We start from the raw sequence: 3,748 nt of genomic DNA on the forward strand, positions 1-3,748 counted from the left end.
GGTATATCCTTGGTGTTTGAGATTTTGTCAGGGCGTCTTTCAAATATGACCCGTCATTTAAGGCCTTTTGGTAGTCTTTCCATGACATATAGTCCCTAAGATTAAGAGTTTCTGCTGGGTCTATTTCATTGGCAGTTGAAACAAAGTCCCCTGTATAGTTTCCGTAATGTAATTTTGCCTGCAAGACATTTCCATCTTGGTCAATTATTGGATTTGAGTAGGCCAAGTCATCGGCGCTTGATACAAAGGGATAAAAGACCTTTATTTTTTTTGCTGGGCCCTTATTTTCTATTATATATTGGTCCTTTAGTAAGGCTCTTTTTGGGCTTTGGTCTCCAATATTTGTAGTGAAGAAATCAAAAGTTAATTTACGACTAGCATTTAAATCATCCTTATAATCGGAAGAGCCTAGGATGAGCGGAAGGATTGGTCCTTCGTATTTCATAAATGATTCGGCTTCGTCAGTTGTGACTTCTTTGGATGGCCCTCTAGAAGAACTGCCAGGCAGTCTATCTTTCAAAAAGCTAACAGAAACAATGACTAGAGATAGGCAGGCTGCAAGGCCGGCCATTTTTTTCCAAGAAAAGCCTTTATTCTTAGCCTTTGTGGTCGGGTCAATAGTTTCTCCCTCTCTTGACTTATAGGCATCTTCTTCTAGGTCACCTATAGCCTTAAAGAGAATTTCTGCATTTTTATTTTCCCTATTTTTCATAATAGCTCCTCGCTTTCTAAGATATTTCTTAGTTTTTTTCTAAGTCTATGTAGCCTAGTTACTAGATTGTTGTACTTGTAGTTTGAATTTGAGGCGATTTCCTTGATTGGCATGGCGTAGAAATAACGCTGTAGAAAGATTATTTTATCTTCGTCAGATAAGTTATTAACAAAGTCATTTAAAACCCTTAACAAATCCCTATAAATGACCTCTTCTTCCAAATCATAAAAACTAGGGATAATCTCATCTAGCTCGTCAAGTATCAAGGGGATTTGACCTCCTCCCCTTTTTTCCGCATGAATTTTACGAAAGCAATCAAGGGATAAATTTCTCGTAATTTTTGCCAGAAACAGTTTGAAAACATTAGGATTTTGAGGTGGAATAGCCCTCCAAGTCTCTAGGTAGGTGTCGTTAACGCATTCCTCTGCACTTTGGTAATCTCTCAAAATATTGTTACTAATTCCAAAGCAATAGGGTCTATATTTTAGGTCAGTTTCTTTGATTGCAGCTTCATTCCTATCAAAATATAATTTGATTATGTCCTTATCATCCATAAAATCTTTCCCCCCCTCTATCCTATAAGACGTATATTACTAAAAAATATTACATAGAGCTTGTAAGAATCATTGCTCACAAACTCTATATAAATAATCTACTTATATAACTTTATTAAAAAGATTTTATTAGTTCTAATTTATTAAAAGGAGTTGTAACTACATCAATAGTATCTCCATCATCATCAAAAAATTCAACTTCACATTTTTCCCATCTTAGCCTAACCTAATACTATGAAATTTTTTTCTAATAAAAAGATTCAGCTATTTGCAAATACAAATCAGTAAATATTGAATTTTTTCTGGTAACAAGAGATAAATCATGGACTAGATTGAAATCTTCTAGGTCAACAACCATGAGAACACCTTCTTCTAGTTCTTTTTTTACACAAGATTCAAAAATAAAACTTATGCCACAATCCGACCTGAGCATTTCTACTATGGAACGCATATTATTTATTTCTATGATATTTGCAAAATCTTTCGTATTAATATTGTCCATGCTTAAAAAATTTTTTAATATAGCTAAGGTACCAGAACCGTCTTCCCTAATAATAATTCTTTCATCTAATAAGTCTGTTAGCTTTTTTACTTGTTTTTTAAACTTGTGATCCTTGTGGCTGATGCAAACAATCCTATCGCTTTTGTATTTTTTAATAAAATAATCACTAGATTTTATAAATCCCTCTATAATGGCAAAGTCTATCTTCCCACTATCAATATCACTTAAAATTTCGTCCGTATTTTCATAATAAATATGGAAATCACAAGAAGGTTTTTCTTTAATCAATGCTATAAGCTTATCCAATATTAGATATTCACCGACCGACCTGGTAAAACCCAAGGAAATTTTTTCACTCTTAGTTTTTTTCTCAGTTAATATCATCTTCAACTTATCTTGATCATTTGACATAGAAAGCAAAGCAGATTTTAGAATCTTGCCCTCATCTGTTAGACACAAATTCCTCTTACTTCTATAAAAAAGTTTACAATTGTAATAGGTTTCTAAGTATTTAATATGAGTAGATATGGCTGGCTGTGTTATATTAAGGCTTTCAGCCGCCCTTGTAAAATTCATATATTTACATACTTCCAAAAAACTTTCTATCCTAAAATCTAACATAGTATCCTCCACATCTATCATAACAAATTTTTATCACATAGTAAATAATTATAATTTTACATTATATCTATTTATTATATAATAAAAAAAGTGAAAGGAGAATATATGATAAAATCTATAGAAAAAAATATAAAAGGGATTATTCTCTGCCTTATAATTGCAATAATATCCCAAATAATCGGCAAAAAAATCCCACTAGTTGGCCCAGCAGTCTTTGGCATTCTAATTGGAATGGCCCTAGGTCAAATTATAAAAGACAAAAAACCTTATATGGGCGGTGTGAGATTTACATCAAAGAAAATCCTTCAATATGCTGTAATCCTCCTTGGATTTGGTCTTGATCTTGGAATTGTTTTAAAAACTGGAAGAGAATCACTTCCAATCATCCTATCTACCATATCAACATCACTTATAATCGCATACATAGCCTACAAGGCTGGACTTATAAAAGGAAATATCGCAACACTTGTTGGCGTTGGCTCATCAATTTGTGGAGGTTCTGCAATTGCTGCAGCCGCCCCAGTTATAGATGCAGATGAAGATGAGATAGCCCAAGCTATATCTGTTATATTCTTTTTTAATATCTTAGCTGCTATTTTATTTCCAAGCCTAGGCCGTATGATTGGATTTTCTACTACCGACGGTCATGCCTTTGGTATATTTGCAGGATCTGCTGTTAATGATACATCATCAGTTACAGCGTGCGCATCAACATGGGATACAATATTTAATCTAGGTAGCCAAACACTTGACAAGGCTGTAACAGTAAAATTGACTAGGACTCTAGCAATAATTCCAATATGCTTAGGACTAGCCTTCATTAGAATGAGAAATGCTGAACAAGAAGCTAATAAAAAAATATCTATAATACAAATTTTTCCATTCTTTATAATCTACTTCATCCTTGCAAGTTTGATTACAACCATAGCCCTAGCCAAAGGAGTAAATATTGAATTTTTCAAACCCTTTAAGGACTTATCCAAATTTTTTATTGTAATGGCAATGTCAGCTATTGGTTTTAATAGCGATATAGTAAAGCTATTAAAATCAGGAGCTAAGCCACTAGCTTTAGGGGGAGTGTGCTTTATATCAATCACATCCATAACCCTAATACTAGAAAAAGTTCTAGGCATCTTATAATCTTTTAAAAACTGACCTCCTTTAGTTAGTTTTTTGGTCTAACTTTTGGGGGTCAGTTCACTAATTGATCACATTTTTAATTTATTTTTTATTCATATAAATTTAAATCCAGTATTCCTATAAGCTAACTTGCTCTTCCATATTGTTTCTTATTCTTTTAAAAATATCCAAATGAATTTCGTGAGTAAAATTTTCTATTAAAATTTCATAGCTATCATC

4 protein-coding genes and 1 pseudogene are annotated in these 3,748 nt (G+C 32.8%); 1 reads left to right on the forward strand and 4 read right to left on the reverse strand.

The annotated features are described in order from the left end of the window. The 3 genes from RQ907_RS07985 to RQ907_RS07995 all read right to left on the reverse strand — a co-directional run. Nucleotides 1-712 (reverse strand): hypothetical protein (locus RQ907_RS07985; protein ID WP_311492845.1); only part of this gene is annotated, 712 nt, incomplete at its 3' end. Continuing rightward, on the reverse strand, nt 709-1,266 hold the full coding sequence (locus RQ907_RS07990; protein ID WP_311492846.1) for a sigma-70 family RNA polymerase sigma factor: 558 nt from the start codon (nt 1,264-1,266) through the stop codon (nt 709-711). The genes RQ907_RS07985 and RQ907_RS07990, both read right to left, overlap by 4 nt. 247 nt (nt 1,267-1,513) lie before the next feature. After that, entirely contained in the window at nt 1,514-2,389 is an 876-nt protein-coding gene (locus RQ907_RS07995) for a LysR family transcriptional regulator (protein WP_311492847.1), read from the reverse strand. Nucleotides 2,390-2,494: 105 nt separating this feature from the next. Between RQ907_RS07995 and RQ907_RS08000 the strand changes: the two genes are divergently transcribed. Beyond that, a complete protein-coding gene (locus RQ907_RS08000) occupies nt 2,495-3,529 on the forward strand; it encodes a putative sulfate exporter family transporter (RefSeq protein WP_311492848.1) in 1,035 nt (344 codons plus the stop codon). Between the two features lie 117 nt (nt 3,530-3,646). Here the strand turns inward: RQ907_RS08000 and RQ907_RS08005 are convergent. Then, nucleotides 3,647-3,748: pseudogene (locus RQ907_RS08005) on the reverse strand (DUF2254 domain-containing protein); the annotation flags it as partial.

Source organism: uncultured Anaerococcus sp., from assembly GCF_963510575.1.
Lineage (GTDB): Bacteria > Bacillota > Clostridia > Tissierellales > Peptoniphilaceae > Anaerococcus.